The sequence below is a fragment of the Nostoc sp. CmiVER01 genome, from assembly GCF_034531135.2.
GTDB lineage: Bacteria > Cyanobacteriota > Cyanobacteriia > Cyanobacteriales > Nostocaceae > Nostoc.
Window position 1 is genome coordinate 26,225 of record NZ_JAVRBU020000014.1, and the last position, 21,812, is coordinate 48,036.

Consider the following 21,812-nt stretch of genomic DNA (forward strand, 5'->3'; position numbering starts at 1 on the left):
TCTCTGTGTTACTAAGACTTTGTTTACTTCAATTTCGGTTATGTCGCCGTTCGCTAGGCTGGTTAACAAAATTAGTCTGTTTAGATACACAATAAATTATTATATTAAATTTTTACGCTTTCGAGAAAAGGTTGAAATACCGGAATTAATTCGGGGCGACTAACTACAAGGGTGGGAAAAGAGCGATCGCTATAATCTTCTCCCGGTAATAATGGAAATGGTTCTGATTTAAGCGATGACCAGACCCCACCAGCAGCTTGGATAATTACCCAAGCCCCTGCTAAGTCCCAAACCTTTGGTGTCGCCTCAATTCCACCCAAAGTAGCCCCAGTAGCAACCGTCAAAAAGTTATAGCTAGCCACACCCAACATCCGAATTTTGCAGGGAAAGCCGTTTTTGATAGCTGCGGTGCTACGGGAACAGAGGTTAAAAAAGTGATTATTGCTGGGACTATCTATGCTGGTGTGGATGGGGTGGTTGTTGAGAAATGCTCCTATTGGAGGTGTTAACCCAGATGAACCTGCCCAAAACCCATGAAAAGCTTGATTCAACGTTGGTGCGTAAATATAACCGAAAATTGGTGTACCTCGATACAGTAAGCCCAAAGATATTGTCCAGATGGGAATGCCGCGTGTGAAGTTCGTTGTACCATCTAGAGGGTCAATTACCCAACACCACTCAGTACCGGGAAATAACTTATCGCTCTCTTCGCTCAAAATGCCGTAACCAGAAAAATTAGAAGCGATCGCATCTCGAATTTCCTGATCTGCCCATTTATCTGCTTGCGTCACCAAACTACCATCAGCTTTTTGAGAAGCCTGTACTTTCCCAAAATCTTGCATTAACTGTTTGCCCACTCTGGTAGTGATAGTTTGGGCAAAATCAAGAATTGTTGTCCAAAAATCATTCATTAGTTATTAGTCATTTGTCATTTGTCCTATGCCCCATACAGTTTAATCTAAATCGCTTTCTAAAACCGAAGCGATCGCTTGCTTTGTACTTGTTTGAAATTCTGTGATGTTCACCCGATTTAGAAACCAAATCGATAGCACCATTCCTACAGCTTCTAGAACGAATACCAGTCCATAAGCTAACTCTAGGTTTGGTAAAAACTTGCGTCCAATATCTAAAACTGTACCTCCAATGACTACCGCCACACCTCTAGAAAGAGACTGCGCTAATCCCCATGCCCCAATAAACGTACCTGCGGCTTCTGCTGCGGTAAGATCCAACATCAAACTAATTGCTGCTGTAGTTAAGAAACCTGCGGCTAAACCGAAAAAGAACAAACCTAGTTTGAGAACTGCTGCATTAGCTGTAAATCCTGATATACCCAGCAATATTGTACAGAATGCTACCAACATACAGCCTAGACGTGCAGTTCTGCGCTTACCCAAACGTGGGACAATGTAAAACCCTGTAACACCGTAGGCAATTAGTAGGCCCGTTCCATAAAAAATATTTAATTTGGTACTTTCCGCTAGGGGCATTTTAAACACTTGACCCGCATAAGGTTCCAAAATCGGGTCTTGCATAAACAAACTGATAGTCATCACCAGTAAAAAGGTGAAAAATATACCTGTCTGTGAGCTAGCTGTCAATATTTTCCAAGCATTGCCTAGAGTAATACTGTCTTCTCGATTTACCAGAGTGGAACGGGTTAAGTATTGAGAGTACTTTTTTTCTACGCCAAATGTGGCTACGATCGCTAAACCAAATACAATTGCTGGGACGATAAAAAACAATCTGTTGACTGCTGGTCGTAAGGTTTCTACGGTTGCTTCTGGCGTTAACTGTTTCAGCAAGCTGGCACTAATAATTGCCCCAACAATAATCCCCACCATTAGCATCGACCAAACCACACCGACTACTTTAGAACGGTTATCTTCTTCAGATATATCTACTAACAAAGCAGCAAAGGCAGTACCGCTAGCACAAATTCCTAGACCGTATACAGCGAAAACTAAAGCCAAAAGTGCTGTCCAGCCGATTGTTTGGGTTGTCCATACCCAAGCACCTGCACTATTTCCAGCAACATTCATCTGCCACATTACTTGTACAGCTAAAAATGCTGCGATCGCAAATATTGCCGCGCCCACCCAAACATAAGCTGTGCGGTGGGAACCCCATAACGGCTTGGCATCGGAAATCTGGCCGAACCAGACACGGGAAGGAGCAACAAATAAAGGCAGTGCTAGAACTACTGAAACCAGCGTCGCCGGAATTGCTATTTCTTGAATCATGACTCTGTTGAGTACCCCCAGAGTCAAAATAGACATCATGCTCAACCCCATCTGAAATAAACCCAACCGGAACATAGTTAGCAGGTTTACCCTTGGCACAGATAGGGATTTTGTTTTGGTATCAAATACTTCACCGCTTGCCATAGCTACTTCTTCGTATAGTTTATGGGATTTAATCTCTCTCTCTTTAAATAAAGATAAACCCTACCTGCTCCAAATCAGCGAACGAAAAGTGAAAGTTGCGATTTGGCAAGCGATTATACACCTCAATTAGGGTATGCTCCAGCCAAGTTAGGATTAATTTCTTGGCTTGGTTGTAATACGCGATGTCTACGATGGGCTACGCCTAAGGATAACGAGAGAATTTTAGGATGAAGTAGTGAAACGAGACTGCATTTACTATCAAATTTTTAAGCGCTTTCCCGGGTTACTCTTTGAACAGATTGCCGCACAGTCAAGCAGATAGATATAGACATTTCATGTCTGTTGTCATATTTTTGCAAAATGAGGAGAGCTTGATTAAAATCCTCAATTGCCTTTTTATGGTATCTAAAGCGATCGGGTCAAAATATGACAGATTAAGTTGTTCAGAACTTCATCGGAGTTGGAACTTGGTAGGATGGGACTCAAGTCTCTAAAGTTTACATAGTACTTCTACACTCACTACCTTGAAAAATTGTTATCCTGCGTCCTGGAAAACTAAATTTTCGCTTGAGTTGGGGAATACTAAAACTATGTATTATTTCATCAATGTATTGTTCTACGTCGGCTTATATCGGTCACTTGATAGCAATCCTAAAAATTGTCCGTCAGCAAAAAACCATAACTGAGCTATGCTATTAGCAGCAGCAAGAAATTGTGGAATAGACATAATTTTTTGTGATCCAAGCTTCAAACACTTCTCTAGCTTCACTAACTATTACTACTAACCGCATCAGTAGCAATAATGATATTTATTCAAAATATTGTGAAGGAAGAAGTGCGACACTCTAAAACATCTTATCAAGTAGCTGTGTAATCTGTCGCTGTGTTTATAACGTAAATCATTAGTAGTATTGAGCTTTGGAGAAACTCTGATTATAAGTGCAGATCGTCCAGGGTTAACCCCTTAATAAATCACGCTATTCAATCCCCATTTCTTAACTCAATACGGTTCAGTTAAGAATTTCTTTCTTCTCTCTGCGTCCTTGGCGTTCTTGGCGGTAGCCTGCGGCAAGCCGAAGCGTCTACGTTAAAAAAATTCACTTCAATAAGCAGTTTTAGCCTTAACTGAACCGTATTGCATTTCTTAACTAGATACCAATACGCTTGGGTTAGCGCCAAAAACCTTGAAATGTGGAGGTTGGGTTGAGGAATGAAACCCAATATTTCGGGGCTTTGTTGGGTTGCGGTTTGCTTAACCCAACCTACAATTTTCCACAAAGCCAAACATATTGAACTAGATACAACAGCTTAAGAGCATTGCCACTGGGACACTTCTGATCAATTTCCCACTTTTGAACTGTTGATAGACTTGTATTGAAAATAGCAGTAAATACTGCCTGACTGATAAAAGATTTTGAAGTAAACCTAATCGTAACTTTTATTAAATTTCTGGTATTGTGCTGTAACTTTATCGGACACAATCAAGCCAGATAAAAATATCAATGTGAAAATGTGGTTTTAACTACGCTATTCCATCAAATTAGTAAGATAAACTTGCCGTATGTATGTCATCAAAGTACTTAGCTTAATCTAGTAATCAAAAAGGCATAGGCAATGAGTAAAGAACCAGTCAAAGTAATATTATGGGAAGAAAATCAAAAAGATTTTCTCAAAAAATTCTACGATCTTCAATTTACTCCCAGAGTAGGAGAGGAAGTTTACCTAAAAAAGGAAAGATGGAAAGTAACTAGAGTTGAGCATGACGTAGAAATCAGTGAGATTAATGTCTACATGGAATTAATCAAAAAAGCCAAGCAGGATAAATCATCTAATTCATAAATACAAGTAAATACACTCAACTATAGCAATCCTATTTGATTTCTGAGAATTGCAGCCCGCAGATACCCGACTTCGTAAAAGTTGTCGGGGATCTTGTTTATGTGCGTTTGATTCAGGTTTTAAATCTTTATGCACGCGATGTCTACGACGGGCATAGCTGCGGCACCACAATATTTGCAGCTAAGTGGTGGCGATCGCACCCAATCTTGTCTATGACGATACACTATAAAAGTAAAGAAATGTAAATAAATCAAATTTTGCAACTGTGGAAAACATCACATTGGGGCAAAATGGCCCATCTGTTACGCCCTTGTGCATAGGCACTTGGGCTTGGGGTGATAAACTGTTTTGGAATTATGGCGATCGCTATGGCCCAGAACAGTTACAAGAAGCCTTTATAGCAGCCTTAGAAGCTGGTGTTACCTTCTTTGATACTGCCGAAATCTACGGAATGGGAAAGAGCGAGAAATTTTTAGGGCAATTTCTGCAACAGACACAACAACCTGTGCAAATAGCCACAAAATTTGGCCCTGTACCGTGGCGATTTACAGCCCAATCCGTCTCTGATGCTTTAACAGAAAGTCTCAAACGGCTACAACTTGAACAAATTGCCCTGTATCAAGTGCATTGGCCTTTTGCCTTCTTTTTAAGTCAAGAAACTTTGATGAATGCTCTAGCGGATGAAGTGAAGCGAGGCAGAATTGCCGCAGTCGGTGTGAGCAATTACTCAGCAGAGCAAATGCGGGACGCCCATCAAATATTGGCGGCCCGAGGAGTGCCTTTGGCTGTGAACCAAGTCCGCTATTCTTTACTGACTCGTCAAGTTGAAAGCAAAGGTATTATCGCAACAGCCCGTGAGTTGGGTGTGACTATTTTAGCTTATAGCCCTCTAGCACAGGGATTACTCACAGGCAAGTATAGTATTGATAGTACTGAAACTCTTACTGGTGCGAGGAAAGTAGACCCGCGATTTAAGAAAGAAGGTTTGCAAAAAATTTCCCCAGTTATATCTTTGCTACGCAAGTTCGGAGAAAAATATGATCGCACTCCTGCCCAAGTTGCTCTCAACTGGTTAATTGCTCAGGGAAACGTTATTCCCATTGCTGGGGTGAAGACAGCTGAACAAGTACGGCAGAATGCTGGTGCTTTGGGCTGGAGATTGAGCGACGATGAAATTGGAGAATTAGAACAAGTTAGTCGTCCTTGGCTGTAGTATTTTTGAATCGTCTAAAAAAGCCAAAAAGTCAAGAGTCTAAAGTCAAAATCTTAACTCTTGACTCTTAACTCTCAACTCTCAACTTTACTAACTTTTAAATTTGGATTTTGGATTAAAGGAAAAATCTAAAATCCAAAATTAATTAACTCTAGACTAAGAAGCTGACTCTCTAGCTGTAGGTGAACCTATCTTTTTACTAGGAGATGCAGAAGAATCCTGTCCACTTGTCCGTAGTTTGGGCTTGGGAGAAGAATGTCTTTCTTCACCATTACTGCTATCTGATTTCCACGCAGTACGGGGGCGATCGCTAGAAGATTCACGACGCTTACCAAGTCTTGGTTTGGGAGCGGAGGACTCCTCTTGGGGAATTTCCACGTCTGAACTCAACCAAGCGGGACGAGTTTGATCATAAGCAATTTGCAGTGCAGCTGCGGCAATCGCTTGAGCATCGTACTCTTCAATCAGTTCGCTGACAATCGGCAAGAATGAAGCTAAACGCTCTCCTGTCAAAGCTTCTCGCACCTGTTCTTGCAATTTCATAATATGTCTTGCTTCAATCTGGGCGCGTGTGGGAATTGATAGCAATTGCCAACTTTGGCGGTTATGACGTTCAAATGTCTGCTGCTTGCGCCGCTCAAATGGTTGTACTAAAGAAATTGCTGTTCCTTCTTTACCAGCACGACCAGTACGACCAATGCGATGGACGTAGGTTTCTACGCTATCGGGTAAGTCGTAGTTGATCACATGGGAGAGTTGATCGACATCTAAGCCTCGTGCGGCAATATCAGTTGCTACCACCCAGCGAACTTGACGGTTACGGAATCGGCTCAATAACCGTTCCCGCGCTTGTTGTGACAAGTCACCGTGGTATTCATCGACACTATGACCAGCCCCTTGTAATTGACTGGTAAGTTCTGCGGCTGTGCGTCTGGTGCGAACAAAGATTAGAGCTGTTTCTGGATCTTCCATTTCCAGAATTGGCTGTAAAGCTTTGGCTTTTGTCCAATGGCGGGGAATCAAGTAAGCTACTTGATTGATTTTGTTGGGAGCAGCTTTCGGTTGCTCAACGGTGACAGTTGCAGGCGATCGCAAGAACTTGTTTACCAACATCCGAATTGATGGTGGCATTGTTGCCGAGAATAAAGCTGTTTGGCGATCTACGGGCGCTTGAGAGAGGATTTTTATGACATCATCAATAAAGCCCATGCTCAACATTTCATCGGCTTCATCCAACACAAACCATTTCACTTGATCCAGCTTTAAACAGCCTCGATCGAGCAAATCGATCACCCGTCCTGGAGTGCCCACAACCATGTGAACGCCACGTTTGAGTTGTAACATTTGGCGGTCAATTGATTGACCACCGTAGATTGCTAACACCCGCAATCCTTCATTACCGATGAATTGCGTGATCGCATCGTGAACTTGCATCGCTAATTCACGAGTTGGTGTTAAAACTATGGCTTGCACAGCTTTTTGATTAACATCCAGCCGCTCTAGAATTGGCAATGAAAATGCTGCCGTTTTACCTGTTCCAGTTTGAGATTGACCTACTACATCACGACCTGCAAGCAATTGGGGAATTGCTTGCACTTGAATGTTGGTTGGTTCGGTAAAACCAATTTTTTCTAGTTGTTCGACACGTTCTTGGGAAATGCCTAATTCTTGAAATGAAAGAGTCATTAATTCGTCCTAAATTTTATGTAAGGATTTTGGATTAGTCATTAGTCATTAGTCATTGGCTATTAGAGTGAGCCAAGGGCGGGCTAAGTCCGCCAAAGTTTCAGGTAAACCCTCATGAAAACTGCTATTAATGCAGCATTGACCTTAATATAAGGATGAATTTGTAAGGGTCATTTAACAAAGCACAAAGGACAAATGACGATTTAGTTATTGACTACTTGACCATAGAGGTCGTATGTATCAGCGTGGTGAATCGCTATTGGCACGATGGTTCCTAATTTTGCCTGGCCTTTGACATACACCAGACCATCAACCTCTGGGGAAAATCTACCTGAACGACCGATTAATTCACCACTTTCAGGATTTTCTTGCTCAATCAGGACATCGACGATTTTGCCTACTTCCTGTTGATTTTTCTTTTGAGAAATCGGTTGCTGGAGTTCCATCAGTTGGTATCGGCGATCATCCATCACTTCTTGAGGCAACTGATTTGGCAACTTGTAAGCTGGAGTTCCTTCCTCAGAGGAAAAGGTAAAGACACCAACATGATCGAATTCATGGCGTTGAACGAACTCTAGTAGATGCTCAAAATGCTCGCTTGTTTCTCCTGGGAAACCAACAATAAATGTTGTCCGCAGTACGGCTGTTGGTAGCGCCGTTTTGATGCGATCTATAATCCCATCATTTACTCGTCCTTGCCAAGGACGGTTCATGGCGCGGAGAATATCTGGATGAGAATGTTGCAAAGGCAAATCCAGATAAGGCAATACGTTTGGCGTTTCTTGGATGGCCGCTATCACATCTGGGGTCAGTCCTGTGGGATAAGCATAGTGCATTCTAATCCACGGTATATCTACTTTCCCCAAAGCGCGAAGTAATTCGGCTAATTTTGGCTTACCGTAAATATCTAGACCGTAATTAGTGGTGATTTGGGAAATTAAAATAATTTCCTTTACCCCTTGACTAACTAACTGTTCGGCTTCGGCGACTATTGATTCAATAGTACGCGATCGCTGGTTCCCTCGAAGATGAGGAATGATACAAAATGCACAGCGATAATCACATCCTTCCGCAACGCGTAGATAAGCTACGCCCTCGGTTGTAGTGCGATAGCGCGGTGTAGTTTCGTCAGCGATGTAGGTTGGTTCGATACTAACCTGTTTAACCCGTTCGCCAAGTTCAACACGCTCAATTACATTTACAATTTTGTGATAATCACCTGTACCAACCACCGCTACTGCTTCCGGCAACTCTTCCAAAAGTTGTTCTTGGAAATGTTGCGCCATACAGCCAGTAATTACGATTTTTTTGTTTGCTTCTGCCAGTTCTACCAAAGTTCTGACAGATTCTTGCCGGGCTGCTTCAATAAAACTACAAGTATTAACAATAACGTAATCGGCTAATTCTTCATTTGTATCTACACCGTAGCCCGCTTCTACGAGCATTCCTAGCATGTGTTCTGTATCAATTCGGTTTTTCTCGCAGCCCAGGTGAGAAATGGCAATTGTTGGCTTGTCACCCATATTTTGAAAAAATCTTCATTTTTTTTCTTCCTGTAATCAAACACTTTGGCGCAAATTAAGCTTTTTTGCTATCAGCATCCTTGTGAAAACAGCGCAGTGGCAAATATCCACTGTCAATAACTGTTCGTGTCACAACCCTATTAATAAATAAAAATAGAGGTCATGTTATGATATTTCTATCAATCTGTTCCCCAGGGTAAATTGAAGTGTCTTTGGGTACATTTGACACTTGTAATCTTTTTTAACAATTCGCCTATTGGTATTTTACATTACCACAGCGTGTGCGTTGTTAATCTACCCATCGGGAAGCCGCCCAAGGGGCTTGTTGTGAGAAGTCGCTACCCTCCGGGAAATCGACGAAAGCGACTACGCTTATAAAGCAGTAATGCTAGCCTGGCGATTGGCAAGTCCTACGACTGGGCGCGGACAAGACGCCTAAACCACGGAAAGCTGCCTTGCGTCTAGTGAGTGGCAAACTCCTCTTGTAGCCAAGTTTTATCTTAACATATCTTATGGGAGGTTGGAGGCCAATTTCCATCTTAGGAAGGAGGCAATAAACCGACTATCATAAAACACATTTGACTAGTTAATGAAAAGTCAAGAGTCAAGGGTCATACAGTCAATAGTCAAACAATTCTAGACTCTGGACTCCGCGAGGCGGATTAAAGACGTGGACTTATATCAATTATTTAAAACTCGCTCACCGATTATTGGCGTGGTTCACCTGCTACCACTGCCAGCCTCACCTCGTTGGGGAGGTAGCCTAAAAGCAGTGATTGACCGTGCCGAACAAGAAGCTGTGGCCCTAGCAAGTGGAGGGGTTGACGGGCTGATTGTGGAGAATTTTTTCGACGCGCCGTTTACCAAAAACCAAGTCGATCCGGTGGTTGTAAGTGCCATGACTATTGTGGTGCAACGGATACAAAATTTGGTGACTTTGCCTGTAGGCTTAAATGTTTTGCGAAACGACGCCAAAAGTGCAATGGCGATCGCTAGCTGTGTACAGGCGCAATTCATCCGCGTCAACGTTCTCACAGGAGTGATGGCAACCGATCAAGGATTAATTGAGGGAGAAGCCCATCAATTACTCCGGTATCGACGGGAATTAGGCTGTGATGTTAAAATCCTGGCCGATGTGTTGGTGAAACACGCCCGTCCTTTGAGTTCTCCAAATCTCACAGTCGCCGTGAAAGACACCATCGAAAGGGGTTTAGCAGACGGAGTGATTTTATCTGGTTGGGCCACTGGTAGTCCACCTAACTTAGAAGATTTGGAACTAGCTTGTGGTGCAGCAGCTGGCACACCAGTGTTTATCGGTAGTGGAGCGAATTGGGAAAATATTGATACATTGATGCAAGCAGCAGATGGTGTCATAGTTTCCAGTTCTTTAAAACGTCACGGACGTATAGAGCAACCAATTGACCCAATTCGTGTCAGTCAATTTGTTGAAGCTGCACGTCGCAATTGGAACTCCAAAAATGAAAGCAAATCAACAGAGCAAGTAAAGTTACATTCTTAGGGAGTGGGGAGTAGGGAGTAAGGGGAGCAAGCGAATAATTAATTATTATTCTCCATTCCCCATTACCCCTTATCCCCAGAGGGGGCCCCACCATCCCCATTCCCCATTACCCCTTATCCCCAGAGGGGGCCCCACCATCCCCGTTCCCCATTCCCCAATATTTATGATTCGCCGTCGTTCTACTCCTTGGATTCATAAATGGTCACGTCCATTGATTGCCGCGATCGCTGGATGTGGTGCTTTGATAACTGGTTATCTGACCATAGAAAAGTTAACAGGAGGTAGTGCAGCTTGTGTGGCACAGGCTGGTGTCAAGGGCTGTAATGATGTACTTTCCAGCCCTTGGGCAACGGTTTTTGGTCAGCCATTAGCTTTGTTTGGGTTTTTGGCATACATCAGTATGATGATATTTGCTTTGGCTCCCTTGGCATTCAACTCAGGAGAAAAGAATAGCCGCAAACAATTGGAAAATTGGACATGGTTGCTGCTGCTAGCGGGTGCGATCGCAATGTCTGTCTTTAGCGGCTACTTAATGTACGTGTTAGCATCTCAAATCAAAGCCATTTGTCCTTACTGTATCGGTTCAGCTTTGTTCTCTGTGAGTCTTTTGGTACTAACGATTATCGGTCGAACTTGGGAAGATATTGGACAAATCTTCTTTACTGCCCTGATTGTGGGGATGGTGACGCTGATTGGCACTTTAGGCGTTTATTCTGGCGTGAATAAATCAGATGTTACACCTGAAATTCCAGGACAACCGACAAAAATTATCTTTAATTCCAAAGGAGATCCTAACCCAGCGTTTGGTTGGGAAGTTACTACTACCTCTGGTGAGGCAGAAATAGCCTTAGCACAGCACCTGGCGAAGGTAGGCGCGAAGGAATACACTGCTTACTGGTGTCCTCACTGCCATGAACAAAAGCTGCTTTTTGGTAAACAAGCCGAGGAAGTAATCAACAAGGATGTTAAGGTAGAGTGCGATCCTGGTGGACTTAAAGCTCAAACAGAACTGTGTAAAGCCGCAAAAATTGAAGGCTTCCCCACTTGGATTATCAATGGCAAAAGCTATAGCGGAGTCCAAAACTTAGAGGAACTAGCGAAAGTTTCTGGTTACACAGGCCCTCGTAACTTTAAATATTTTAAGTAATCGACCTAGTGTTACGGTGTAGTTCACACCCAGTCAACTGGATGAATACAGCAAAGTCTGTTTCCAGTTGGCTTTTTTGTTTTTGGTAATAGATAATAGGTGTTGTCCAATATCCATTGGTGTCAACTTAAGCTAGAAATAGCTAGGGACTTCAGATAAAAAATATCCGATCATTTATTGTAGAGTCGACGTCTCGCGCACCCAGTAACCAAAGACAGGTAAAAATTCGGCGCGATCGCTCAGTCAAACACTGCCCACCCCACAACTGAACTCATTTTCAACAATATTTATATTTAATTTGTGCTGATAGCCACAAAAGTCCCAGTTGCTGTTTGGTCAAATAATTAGCCAGTACATTATAACTACCACGATATCTTGAACAACTTTACTCCATTAGAAAATCTTAGAAACTTTTTTTAGCTCTTACTTGAATTATATTAATCCAATAGTTAATAACTATAGCAAATAGAGAATATTTCTCCCCAGTAGTGTAATGGGAATGAATCAGCAGCTAGGCAAGCATTTTGTAAAGTTAATATTTAAACTGAAACAATCGCTTAGTAGAGAACACAGAGAATTGATTACTGCCGCCATTGTTGCATTTTGCGTCCTGCTTTTGCATTCCATTGGATTATTACAATCTTTGGAGTTTGCAGCTTTGGATCAATTTTTTCGCTTACGTCCAAATGAACCGCCAGAACAGCGTATTACCATCGTAGCAATTGATGAAGCCTATTTAAAGGAAGTAGGTTCCTGGCCGATTCCAGATGCGAATATTGCCCAGTTGTTAAAAAAATTGAACGTCCACAAGCCCCGTGCTATTGGCTTAGATATCTACCGAGATTTGCTAGTAGAACCTGGTAATCAAGAACTTCGTAATGCTTATAAGTTAATGCCCAATTTAATTGGTATTCAGTTACTGGCAAACGACAAAAACGTTAATGTTTTACCTCCACTGGGGCTAAATAAGGATCAAGTGGGCTTTAACAATGTGCTATATGATCTCGATGGTAAAGTACGTCGCAGTTTATTGTATTGGCACGTTAATAATCAGGTACACGAAAGTTTTGCTCTGAAGTTAGCTTTATTGTATTTAAAGTCAGAAAATATTACTCCCACCAAAGCAAAAAACAACCCTGAGTATTTGCAATTGGGCAAAGCAATATTTACTCGTTTTCAGGCTAATGATGGTGCCTATGTAGGAGCTGATGCTAGAGGCTACCAAATTTTGACTAATTTTCCCAAACCCAAATGTCAAAGTTCATCTGGAGAATGGTGTAGTTTTCGTCAGGTATCGATAAGAGATGTACTGGCAGATAAAGTTAAAGAAAACTTCATTAAAGATCGGATTATACTTATTGGCTCCACTGCACCCAGTCTCCAGGATTTTGTATTTATCCCCTATTCCAGCAGTTTAATGGGTACGGCAAAGCCTTTACCTGGTATTCAACTGCAAGCTTATTTTATTAGTGAGTTAATCTCAGCTGCTCTGCAAGGACGACCCTTACTTAAGGTCTGGCCAGACTTATTGGAAAACTTGTGGATTTTTATCTGGTCTTATCTGGGAACTGTTACGGCATGGCGGATACGACACGCAACTAAGAACCTCCTTAGCATCTTACTTTCTTGCTTGGTATTGACCGTGAGTGCGTACCTTGCTTTCTTATATGGTTGGTGGATACCGCTTATTCCCTCACTGTTAAGCTTTGGTAGTTCAGCTATGTGGATTACCAGTAATATTGCCCACATGCAAGAAGAGGGGAAACGTTCTAAAGAATTTTTGCATAATGTAATCAACACGATTCCCGATCCGATTTTTGTAAAAAATGAACAACACCAGTGGATTGTTTTAAATGAAGCGTATTGTCGATTTATCGGTTATCCGAATAAGTTGTTAATTGAAAAGTCAGATTATGACTTTTTCCCTAAACATGAAGCCGATGTGTTTCGACAGCAAGATGAGCTTGTGTTCAGGACTCAAAAACCCCAGGAACATGAAGAAGAATTTACTAATGCAGATGGCCAGACTCATAAAATTGCCACTAAGCGATCGCTCCATAAAGACTCCGCTGGCAATTTCTTTTTAGTTGGGGTCATCCGAGATATTACTCAGCGCAAGCTCATGGAAGAACAGCTAAAACTCACTGCTGCTGAACTATCTCGCTCTAACAAGGAACTAAAACTCAAAGAACACCATTTGCGTCATTTAGCTTATCACGATCCGCTCACAGGTCTATCTAATCGCAAATTTTTTGCCGAACAACTTTGCGAATCGTTATATTGGGCGCAACACAACAAGTTGTTGCTAGGCCTGCTGTTTATTGATTTAGATGGCTTTAAGCAGATCAATGATACTCTGGGGCACGAGGTGGGCGATCGCTTGCTAATGACTATCGCAGGACGACTCAGCAACTCTTTACGTGCTAGTGATACAGTTTCTCGTTTAGGTGGCGATGAATTTACTGTGATTTTACGCGCAATTCCTAATGTTCAAATAGCTGCTAAAGTCGCCACAAAAATTTTAACTAGTATTAGCAAGCCAATTATCTTGGACGGCTATCCAATCCGAGTCTCTGCCAGTATTGGTATTAGTATTTATCCATACAATAGTCAAGATAGTGAAACTTTAATGAAACAAGCAGATGCAGCAATGTATCGCGCCAAGCACCAGGGGAAAAATCGCTACGAATTTGCTTAATTATTCAATAGTCAGGTCTCCAGTTTTTTTCGTTTTAGTCACAATTTTTACCTTGAAATTAGGAATGACAAGTGGAGATATGTCTAAAGGACTATCTTGAAAAGATATAGTGTATGTTCTGCAAAATGGTTTTTTCCTTAAAGACTCAACCTAAGAATATAGGTAAGACAGGGATCAATTATCAGATGCAATTAGCCAATTAATTTTGTAGCCATTTTTATAAAACTAAAAGATACTGTACTTATTCGGTTTATTACGATATTTCATAGTTGATAGTTTTGAAAATCCTTATATTACAGTAATTGCGTTCCAATAGCTTTATATATATTTAATATAATTAAATTTTAAATATACATGTTCCTCAGTAATACTGAATATATTTCGGAAGCCTCAGTCAATAAAAACAGTATTTATACTTAAAAAAATTAAAATATTATTAATATATACTGTTTTAGACAAAAAGCTTACAGCAATTTATTAACATATCTAACTTTTGGCTGATGTGAAAATAGCATTTTTAAGAATATCACTTAAGTAGATAAACTATTTAATAACAGCAAATAAAGCTTAATTTAAAAGCGTTGCTCATATTTACTTGTATACCGCCAACAATAATTGAATTAATTTTATAAAGTTATTTTTTAACGAAACCCAGTAGATATACGGTAGAAAAGAAAAAACATTTTTGATTTAAAAAATAGTAAATTTACTGAAAGCCATGAAGACTAACTTCCGAATCAAAAAGTTTCTGATATTGTGTATAGGTGCTTACATTCTAATACCGAAAATTGCAGCCTTTACAGGTATGTTCAGTACTGCAAGCGCTAATACTTTTGAGGCTACTAGCAATAACATCTTAATTGCCCGCAAAGTCAATTCTGAAAACTTACAAGACACGTACATTCCACCAAATTATGGTGGCCCCGACAGTCAGCATGGTAGCGGCACTCGCTAGTATGAATTTAAGAATTTTGGATTTTAGATTGACCAGAAGAGGCAGGGGAGCAAGCTCCGGTTTTCCCTGCGTGGAGTGAAAAACGGAACATGCACAAGCTCCGTCATGAAGGACGCTTATAAAAAGCATCCAAACTCTGTCCCGGTCTCCCCTTCTGAAAGAACTGCTCCTTTTCCTCTTGTTGACTCCATACCTGAGCTATTGTCATTAAGTTATGAGCTAAGAGCTACTTTCCACTCAAGTGGACTGAATTTCCCCTTTCAACAGCTAGTGATAATGACTTAAGAGCGTCACCCGTCCAAGCTGCTGCTACAAAAAACGGGATTAAAAGCCTTTGCTAGAAAGCTGTTCGGGAAACTTTAATCAGGATAATAGTGGAGATTTCCACCAATGCTCTGTTTGTACAAGTGCGTGAACTTGCCAATTTGGGTCTGGCTGAGGATAATCTAAACGGTAGTGTCCACCTCGGCTTTCGGTTCTAAAAGCAGCACTTTTAAGAATTAAATCAGCTACATCTAATAAATTGCGGGTTTCTGCCCAAAGTCTCAATTGCCGTTCAACATCTGGGATGTCAAAACTAGCTGATTCTGCGGGGCGTAAAGCAAGCAAGAATTGACTTAAAGGCAGGATTGCGAAATCTTGCTGCCAAGATTCAATAGTAGCGATCGCACTTTCTAACTTTGATTGCTCCCGACAAATACCAGCACTTTCCCAGACTAGACGTGGTAACTTCTCCCTGAGTGCTTCTAGCTGTGCTTGCTGGATATGCCACTCATTAGCATCAGCACTAAATTTCTGTAATGGTAATACTGGTGTTTCTGACGGTAGCCCAATATTTTCCAACTCAATTTTGTCCATTTGGGCTCCAAACACAATACATTCCAGCAGGGAATTACTGGCAAGGCGGTTTGCTCCATGCACCCCCGTACTAGCGGTTTCACCCACCGCATACAAACCGGGAACATTTGTGCGATTCATCAAATCCGCGACAATACCACCCATCCAGTAATGGGCAGCAGGGGCCACAGGAATTGGTTCATGGAAGACATCAACTCCCCAATGCTGACAAACTTTGATGATGTTGGGAAAGCGGTAACGAATCTTGTCGGCAGGTATGGGGCGCATATCCAACCAGACATGGGCAGTAGCTAAATCAACGGCAGTACGTTGTAAATGGCTGAAAATGGCTCTACTGACCACATCTCTAGGTGCGAGTTCACCCGCCGGGTGGTAGTCAAAGGCAAAACGCCGCCCTTCGTTATCGACAAGGTGTGCGCCCTCGCCGCGTACAGTTTCGCTAATGAGAAAGCGATCGGCACCAGGTTTAGTTAGGGCTGTGGGATGAAATTGTACAAATTCCAAATCGCGGAGGATCGCCCCAGCCCGATATGCGATCGCTACTCCATCACCTGTACTTACAGCCGGGTTAGTGGTTTGGGCAAATACCTGACCGCCACCACCAGTTGCCAATACTACAGCACTAGCCTTTACCCATGTGATTTTTCCTTGATAAAACAGACTGATTCCTTGAGTGCGACCAGTTTCCGGTTCAATCCACAAACTTAAAGCCAAAGCTTGCTGAATGATTTGAATATTTTGGCGACGTAATACTTGCGCCGCAAGGGTGGTAGTAACTTCCCTCCCTGTGGTGTCTGCGGCATGGAGAACGCGGTTGCGAGAATGGGCAGCTTCTAAAGTTAAAGCCAAGGCTTGACCATGACGGTCAAAAGCAACTCCCAAGTCAACTAGGGATTGAATACATTTAGGTGCAAGTTGGGCGAGAAATTCTACAGCAGTGCGATCGCATAGACCTGCACCCGCCCGGATCGTATCTTCAATGTGTAGCGTGGGAGAATCTTCCGGGGCAACTGCTGCGGCAATACCGCCTTGCGCCCAATCACTGGCGGATAAAGCAATAGTTTCTTTGGTAATCAAGCCGACTCGCAAGGAATTTGGTAGACACAACGCTGTGTATAGTCCAGCAGCACCAGCGCCGACTACTAAGACATCAAATTGGCTAGGAATATCTATCTGAGACAAGGTATGGGGGCAGGGGGTAGAGGGCAGGGGGACTCGGGACCCCCACGGAGTGGGGATTGGGGGAGAGGGGGCAGGGGGAGGCAAGGAAAAATTTTATTTTGTCTTCCTTGTACCCCTTGCCTTCCTTGTGCCCCCTTTATATGTAATAGAAGATTCCCACTCTCTAGAATTAGGAGTGGGATGCTATTTTGCTAGATTAACTGCTGCAAATTGCAGTTATCTGTAGATGCCGTTGTTAAAGCGATCGTCTCCCTCGTTAAAGGCAGGTTCTAGTTCTGTCACGGTGAACTTATCCAAGTTGGCTTGCAGGGTTTGTTTCTGGCGATCGCTCAATCCTGGAAGATCCAATACATCCTCTACATTTTTGTAGGGAGCATTTGTGATGATTTTCTTAGCCAAGGTGGGATAAAGCCCTGGATACTGTTGAAAAGCTCGGACGTTGGTATTGTTCAAATCAATTTTTTTACCAAATTCCGTTCCTAGCTTCGCATCTGCCCGATTCTGCCGCTCAATTGCCAGAATTGGGACTTGAGGAAATGCAAAACTGTTGAAACTAGCAGCTTGGGCTATCTGAGTTGTTCCCAGCCATCCCCAGCAACTAAGTAACAAGCTAAACACTGTTAATAAACGCGCCAATCCTTTCACGATTTTCTACCTCTTTCCATCAAACAGAAATAAAAGTTTTAAGCTAGCAGCAGTCATGAGTCATGAGTCATGAGTCATTAGCCAGAGTGCCAAGGACAAAAGACAAAGGACAAAGGACAAAACCTGATAGCTTAATCAACACAGCAGTCATCAGAAACTAATATACAGCGTATTAATATCCACAATATTTGCCGTTACTGGGTTTGACTGTACTTTTGCCAAAAATTTTTATTGTGGTAACAGTGATTGATAGCTGCAATACAGTTCTATCCATGATCCTGAGCATTCCCAAATAGACGAAATCTTTTCGGGGTGGCTGATTTTAGCTTCCAACTATACATGAGATCGTTCGATGCCTAATACCGAAAACCCTAGCAGGATGAGTTGATAGCAATGAACTGTGATGTAATATTTCTTAACCTACTAATCATCTACAGCATCATTCTTGATGTACCGTAGACTGGACTGGAAAAAGTCTCGGATTTGATACTACACAATTTTTTAATATTTTCTAGGCTGCGATCGCAGCTAATAAAAATAGACTGTCTACCAAAATCGTGCTTAAAACTGCGCCGCTAAAGGCATACCAGTGTTTTTGCTTTCGGACTAAAGGCAAAACCCCGACTGTCAACAGGACTAAGGCCAAAACTATGGCCCAACTTTGTCCCCAAGGTGTTTGTACTCGTATCAGAGCATTTTGTAATATTTGCGGTACTACATCTGCATCTACTATCATAATTTGCCGCCAATAGGGCATCAAGTCTGCTATATAGAAATATACGTCGGTTAAAACTGTACCTAGTAAAGAACCTAAATAAAACCAGTTACCTACCTTGCCCCAATTCTTTGCCAAACACCAACAAGCAAAGGGTAATCCTATAGACTCTACTGGCAGATGCCATGCAGGTTCCCAACGTAACCAACCCCAGTAAATCGCTCCTGCTAACCAACTCCAGCTAAACCCTAAAAGCAAATCTCCCCATACATAAGTTGCAGGACGTGACATTAAGGTAAAACTTAGCCAAACCCAAAATGCTGTCAGGGCTAAACTTAGACTTGGTAGCGATCGCACTATTGGCGCTTCTACAAATACTGGTACTGTTACCAAAAACACCGCCGCCGCAAACACTAACCAAGTTTGTCGGGCAGAGATAGATAAGGGAAGAGAAGGAGAAAAGGAAAGTGTAGATTCCAATTCCCTGATACCCTTGTGCCCAGTAACAGTTAAATCTAACTCTGTATCAATAGAAGGGGTAGAAGCAGTGTAGGAGGACAATGTATTATTAATCAAAGTTTTTAATATTTGTTACTAAACTTTATTTTATTTAAGATATCACATTTTAAAATCCCCCCCTGGGGGATTGCCTGGGGCATTGTAATTATACTGAAATTTCGGGGAGCGCAGCCGCAAACCAAACAAAACATTCATTCTGCGCCAGACTAATTCACTCAAGTTACCTGATGTACAGAACATCTCTGTAGTTAGCATTTACAAAAAACTACACAGAGGCAGGAAGAGCAAATCAAAAAGGGATTCAACCCTCAATACTGTTCAGTTAAGCTTTTTTCTCTCCTCTTGCTTCCCATGCCTCGTCTACTCCCCTTATCTTACTCGGCTCATGTAATGGGTAAAAAGTCAATAGCATCAGTCCGCTAAATATTAAAGTTTGATGAATTGCCAAAATTTCGTTGACTTATTGATGTGGGTGTAAGAACATGGCCAGCGTCTTAGATGATGTTATTGATTTAGTAAAGTGGAATTTTCTCCAATATCAGGTGCAGTAAAAAGTATAGAAAATAACATCGCTATTAGCTAAGTAATGATGTCTAGAACAGGAAAAAGGTATTAATTGATGGAGTTTATTCAAGCTTTTATTTTGGGTATTGTTCAGGGTATTACAGAGTTTTTGCCAATCAGTAGCACTGCACATCTTCTGATTGTGACAAAAATATTTGGTTGGAAAGAACTAGGTTCTAAAGATTTTGTCGATGCAATTCAGTTTGGCAGCGTTATAGCAATTGTGGGCTATTTTTGGTCGCTGATTTATAGTATTGTCAAAGGTGGAATCGAAGCGCTAAAAGATAAAGACTGGCAACGTGAGGAGTGGAAAATTCTTGTCGGTATTGTAGTAGGAACAATGCCTGCCTTAATTTTCGGCTTTCTTTTGAAAGACATTCTGCCGGAAAGTGCATTAATTATTGCCATCATGTCAATCATCATGGCACTTTTATTAGCTTTGGCAGAGAAAATTGGCACTCGCAAGCGAGATTTTAATTCATTGCAGATTCGGGATGGTATTTTAGTTGGATTAGGACAAACACTTGCTTTGATCCCTGGTGTTTCTCGTTCTGGCTCAACGTTGACAACTGCTTTATTTTTAGGATTAGAACGCGATACAGCAGCGAAATTCTCATTTTTATTAGGATTTCCAACTCTTACCATTGCAACGCTGTATAAGAGTCTGAAAATATTCAAGTTATTTGAAGCTCATCAGTTGCCAGATAATATTGTTGGACTGTTGATTGTAGGGATTATTTCAACCTTTATTTTTTCCTACCTATCAATTGCATTTTTGATCAAATACTTAGCGACCAAAAACACTTTAGTTTTCGTTTGGTATAGATTGGCATTTGGCAGTGCTATTTTAGCTGCGATCGCAGCAGGATGGAAAGGATAATTCATAATAGTCATTAGTCGTTGGTCATTAGTCATTAGTTTAAAGCAAATGACTAATGTCCAATGCCCCATGATCAATGCCATATACCCAATGAGTACCATTAATCCTGCTCGAATTACCAAAGTTCTTCCAGACTCAATAGCCGCAGAGATTGGCTTTGAAGCTGGGGATGCGATCGTTGCTATCAATGGTACGCGTCCCCGCGATTTAATTGATTATCAGTTTTTGTGTGCTGATGAAGTTTTGGAACTAGAAGTTTTAGACGCTGCTGGTAAAACTCATAGCCTGGAAATAGAAAAAGATTACGATCAAGACTTAGGGCTAGAATTTGAAACTGCCCTATTTGATGGCTTAATTCAATGCAATAATCGCTGTCCGTTTTGCTTTATCGACCAACAGCCACCAGGTAAACGTACTAGCTTGTATCTAAAAGATGACGATTACCGTCTGAGCTTTTTGTACGGTTCTTATCTTACCCTAACTAATTTGCCAGAAAGAGAATGGCAACGGATTGAGCAAATGCGCTTGTCTCCGTTGTATGTTTCTGTTCATGCTACCGAGCCGGAAGTTAGAATTAGACTGCTAAAAAATCCGCGTGCAGGACAAATCTTGCAACAACTTAAGTGGTTTCAAGAAAGGCGACTACAAATTCATGCTCAAGTAGTTGTTTGTCCTGGTATAAATGATGGCAAACATCTAGAACAAACTCTCAAAGATTTAGCGTCTTTTCATACTGGTGAAGTAGCTGCGGTGGCATCGGTGGCAGTTGTACCAGTTGGGTTGACACGGTTTCGGCCTCCAGAAGACGAACTCATACCTGTAACTAGGGAAAAAGCAAAAGAAGTGATTTCCCAAGTGCGAATGCTCTCGCGGCAATTTCGCCAAAAACTCGGTTCTAGCGTTGTTTGGTTGGCCGATGAGTGGTTTTTGATAGCAGGTGAGGAATTACCCAGCGAATCTGAATATGAAGAATATCCCCAAATTGATAATGGAGTTGGTTCAATTCAATTATTTATCAAGCAATTTGCCACCGTTGCAGCAGAATTACTACCGCCAAAAGTATATCCTCAAAGAAAATTAACTTGGATAGTAGGCAACGCCGTAGAAAAAGCATTTCAACCCATTTTGAAACGCTTAAATTCTATTGAGGGTTTAGAAGTGAATATGCGTGCTTTATGTAGTGATTATTGGGGACAAGCTATCAGTGTAACCGGATTATTAACTGGTCATGATTTGCTTTTAAATCTAAAAGGGCAAGATTTAGGTGATGGTATTTTGCTACCGAATGTCATGTTAAAAAATGGGGAGCTAGTGTTTTTAGATGATATGAGTGTTGAAGAATTAACTGAGAAACTAAATACAAAAATTTTTCCAGTAGCAGGAGTTGAAGATTTAATCAAAACATGCATTTTCGATATTGCTTAAGTTTAGTTGTCAAAGATCAGTCGTTTTTCGGAGGTAATTTATTGTCAAGCTAGATGA

Annotated in this window: 16 protein-coding genes; 9 read left to right on the top strand and 7 right to left on the bottom strand. The window is 41.6% G+C overall.

The genetic code is table 11. The annotated features are described in order from the left end of the window. Positions 1 to 104: 104 nt before the first annotated feature. Together RMZ43_RS23730 and RMZ43_RS23735 are read right to left on the bottom strand one after the other, a co-directional pair. The gene (locus tag RMZ43_RS23730; RefSeq protein ID WP_322653266.1) at positions 105 to 911 is read right to left on the bottom strand and encodes an inositol monophosphatase family protein; all 807 of its coding nucleotides are present in this window, start codon (positions 909 to 911) and stop codon (positions 105 to 107) included. A 42-nt stretch (positions 912 to 953) separates the two neighbouring features. Further along, positions 954 to 2,387 carry a BCD family MFS transporter gene (locus RMZ43_RS23735; RefSeq protein ID WP_322653265.1) on the bottom strand — a complete coding sequence of 478 codons (1,434 nt, stop codon included), beginning with the start codon at positions 2,385 to 2,387 and terminating at the stop codon, positions 954 to 956. A gap of 1,614 nt (positions 2,388 to 4,001) precedes the next feature. Here RMZ43_RS23735 and RMZ43_RS23740 point away from each other — a divergent pair. From RMZ43_RS23740 to RMZ43_RS23750, 3 genes are all read left to right on the top strand, one after another. After that, entirely contained in the window at positions 4,002 to 4,226 is a 225-nt protein-coding gene (locus RMZ43_RS23740) for a hypothetical protein (RefSeq protein ID WP_292736759.1), read from the top strand. Between the two features lie 101 nt (positions 4,227 to 4,327). Continuing rightward, positions 4,328 to 4,471: a hypothetical protein gene (locus tag RMZ43_RS23745; RefSeq protein WP_322650998.1), complete on the top strand. Its 144-nt coding sequence runs from the start codon at positions 4,328 to 4,330 to the stop codon at positions 4,469 to 4,471. 20 nt (positions 4,472 to 4,491) lie between these two features. Beyond that, the gene (locus RMZ43_RS23750) at positions 4,492 to 5,439 is read left to right on the top strand and encodes an aldo/keto reductase (RefSeq protein ID WP_322650999.1); all 948 of its coding nucleotides are present in this window, start codon (positions 4,492 to 4,494) and stop codon (positions 5,437 to 5,439) included. A 156-nt stretch (positions 5,440 to 5,595) separates the two neighbouring features. Here the strand turns inward: RMZ43_RS23750 and RMZ43_RS23755 are convergent, their stop codons facing one another. Beyond that, positions 5,596 to 7,125, bottom strand: a complete 1,530-nt coding sequence (locus RMZ43_RS23755) for a DEAD/DEAH box helicase (RefSeq protein ID WP_322651000.1) — start codon at positions 7,123 to 7,125, stop codon at positions 5,596 to 5,598. 203 nt (positions 7,126 to 7,328) lie between these two features. Continuing rightward, positions 7,329 to 8,648: a 30S ribosomal protein S12 methylthiotransferase RimO gene (gene rimO, locus RMZ43_RS23760; protein ID WP_322651001.1), complete on the bottom strand. Its 1,320-nt coding sequence runs from the start codon at positions 8,646 to 8,648 to the stop codon at positions 7,329 to 7,331. A gap of 670 nt (positions 8,649 to 9,318) precedes the next feature. On the opposite strand from rimO, the gene btpA reads away from it, so the two are divergent. From btpA to RMZ43_RS23780, 4 genes are all read left to right on the top strand, one after another. Further along, positions 9,319 to 10,167, top strand: a complete 849-nt coding sequence (btpA, locus tag RMZ43_RS23765; RefSeq protein ID WP_322651002.1) for a photosystem I biogenesis protein BtpA — start codon at positions 9,319 to 9,321, stop codon at positions 10,165 to 10,167. 163 nt (positions 10,168 to 10,330) lie between these two features. Next, positions 10,331 to 11,314: a vitamin K epoxide reductase family protein gene (locus RMZ43_RS23770; protein ID WP_322651003.1), complete on the top strand. Its 984-nt coding sequence runs from the start codon at positions 10,331 to 10,333 to the stop codon at positions 11,312 to 11,314. Between the two features lie 499 nt (positions 11,315 to 11,813). Further along, positions 11,814 to 14,012, top strand: a complete 2,199-nt coding sequence (locus RMZ43_RS23775; protein WP_322653264.1) for a CHASE2 domain-containing protein — start codon at positions 11,814 to 11,816, stop codon at positions 14,010 to 14,012. A gap of 718 nt (positions 14,013 to 14,730) precedes the next feature. Then, the gene (locus tag RMZ43_RS23780; protein WP_322651005.1) at positions 14,731 to 14,967 is read left to right on the top strand and encodes a hypothetical protein; all 237 of its coding nucleotides are present in this window, start codon (positions 14,731 to 14,733) and stop codon (positions 14,965 to 14,967) included. A gap of 363 nt (positions 14,968 to 15,330) precedes the next feature. Here the strand turns inward: RMZ43_RS23780 and nadB are convergent, their stop codons facing one another. From nadB to RMZ43_RS23795, 3 genes are all read right to left on the bottom strand, one after another. After that, positions 15,331 to 17,007, bottom strand: coding sequence for an L-aspartate oxidase (gene nadB, locus RMZ43_RS23785; RefSeq protein WP_322653263.1), 1,677 nt, complete (start codon positions 17,005 to 17,007; stop codon positions 15,331 to 15,333). Between the two features lie 216 nt (positions 17,008 to 17,223). Continuing rightward, a complete protein-coding gene (gene psbU, locus RMZ43_RS23790; protein ID WP_100901144.1) occupies positions 17,224 to 17,652 on the bottom strand; it encodes a photosystem II complex extrinsic protein PsbU in 429 nt (142 codons plus the stop codon). Between the two features lie 511 nt (positions 17,653 to 18,163). Beyond that, the gene (locus tag RMZ43_RS23795) at positions 18,164 to 18,943 is read right to left on the bottom strand and encodes a DUF3120 domain-containing protein (RefSeq protein ID WP_322651007.1); all 780 of its coding nucleotides are present in this window, start codon (positions 18,941 to 18,943) and stop codon (positions 18,164 to 18,166) included. 562 nt (positions 18,944 to 19,505) lie between these two features. Between RMZ43_RS23795 and RMZ43_RS23800 the strand changes: the two genes are divergently transcribed. Both RMZ43_RS23800 and RMZ43_RS23805 read left to right on the top strand, forming a co-directional pair. Beyond that, a complete protein-coding gene (locus tag RMZ43_RS23800; RefSeq protein ID WP_322653262.1) occupies positions 19,506 to 20,330 on the top strand; it encodes an undecaprenyl-diphosphate phosphatase in 825 nt (274 codons plus the stop codon). 90 nt (positions 20,331 to 20,420) lie between these two features. Beyond that, positions 20,421 to 21,755 (top strand): TIGR03279 family radical SAM protein, encoded by a 1,335-nt coding sequence (locus tag RMZ43_RS23805; protein WP_322653261.1) that lies wholly within the window; start codon positions 20,421 to 20,423, stop codon positions 21,753 to 21,755. The last annotated feature ends 57 nt before the right edge of the window (positions 21,756 to 21,812 follow it).

Coding starts and splice junctions, on each gene's coding strand:
- RMZ43_RS23730 (WP_322653266.1), bottom strand. CDS start 911: ATGAATGATTTTTGGACAACAATTCTTGATTTTGCCCAAACTATCACT.
- RMZ43_RS23735 (WP_322653265.1), bottom strand. CDS start 2,387: ATGGCAAGCGGTGAAGTATTTGATACCAAAACAAAATCCCTATCTGTG.
- RMZ43_RS23740 (WP_292736759.1), top strand. CDS start 4,002: ATGAGTAAAGAACCAGTCAAAGTAATATTATGGGAAGAAAATCAAAAA.
- RMZ43_RS23755 (WP_322651000.1), bottom strand. CDS start 7,125: ATGACTCTTTCATTTCAAGAATTAGGCATTTCCCAAGAACGTGTCGAA.
- rimO (WP_322651001.1), bottom strand. CDS start 8,648: ATGGGTGACAAGCCAACAATTGCCATTTCTCACCTGGGCTGCGAGAAA.
- RMZ43_RS23770 (WP_322651003.1), top strand. CDS start 10,331: ATGATTCGCCGTCGTTCTACTCCTTGGATTCATAAATGGTCACGTCCA.
- RMZ43_RS23775 (WP_322653264.1), top strand. CDS start 11,814: ATGAATCAGCAGCTAGGCAAGCATTTTGTAAAGTTAATATTTAAACTG.
- RMZ43_RS23780 (WP_322651005.1), top strand. CDS start 14,731: ATGAAGACTAACTTCCGAATCAAAAAGTTTCTGATATTGTGTATAGGT.
- RMZ43_RS23800 (WP_322653262.1), top strand. CDS start 19,506: ATGGAGTTTATTCAAGCTTTTATTTTGGGTATTGTTCAGGGTATTACA.
- RMZ43_RS23805 (WP_322653261.1), top strand. CDS start 20,421: ATGAGTACCATTAATCCTGCTCGAATTACCAAAGTTCTTCCAGACTCA.